At 76.9% G+C, this 619-nt stretch carries 2 protein-coding genes; both read right to left on the bottom strand.

Annotated elements, in window-relative coordinates; genetic code table 11:
* On the bottom strand, window positions 1-155 hold a 155-nt coding region (locus GTR00_RS26550), incomplete at its 3' end, for an RpiB/LacA/LacB family sugar-phosphate isomerase (RefSeq protein WP_166613640.1).
* Between the two features lie 26 nt (window positions 156-181).
* Window positions 182-619: DAK2 domain-containing protein (locus GTR00_RS22220; RefSeq protein ID WP_166613639.1), on the bottom strand; the 438-nt coding region annotated here is incomplete at its 5' end.

Raw genomic sequence — 619 nt, 5'->3', positions numbered from 1 at the left:
ACGTGCGGGTAGGCGGTGTCCTCGTCGCCGTTGACGCCGACGTCGATGACCTCCTTCACGCGCGGGTCCTTCAGCAGGTCGGCCTTGATGGCCTCCTTGTAGCTCACGCCCGCCTCGTCGGCGGCGAGAACGACGCGCCACTGCAGCTCGGTCACGGTGGTCTCCTCGGTGTCTGGGGGTCTCAGAGCTGTTCGGCGACGGTGCGGGTGACCAGCGCCAGGGACACGGCGCCGGCGTCCGGGTGGCCCAGGGAGCGCTCGGCCAGGGGCCGGGCGCGGCCGATCTGCGGGCGCAGGTCCTTGGTCGCCTCGGCGGCGGCGGTGGAGGCCTGCGCCGCCGCGGCCCAGGCGGCCCTGAGGTCGTCCCCGGCGGCCACGCGCTCGGCGAGGGCCTCGGCGAAGGGCACCTGCGCGTCGAGCATGGTCTTGTTGCCCACGCGCGCCCCGGCCAGGCGCTGCACGGCCTCCACCGAGGCGGTGGCCCCGGCGGCGACCTGCCGGGCGGTGGGGGCGGCCTCGTCGCCGAGCTGGTCGGCGAAGGCGTGCAGCAGCACGCCCCAGATGACGCCGGAGGTGCCGCCGGCGCGGTCGGCCCACGCGCCGCCGGCGGCGGCCAGGGT

The sequence above is a fragment of the Kineococcus indalonis genome, assembly GCF_009906395.1.
Lineage (GTDB): Bacteria > Actinomycetota > Actinomycetes > Actinomycetales > Kineococcaceae > Kineococcus > Kineococcus indalonis.
This window is presented reverse-complemented; position numbering and strand designations above follow the sequence as displayed.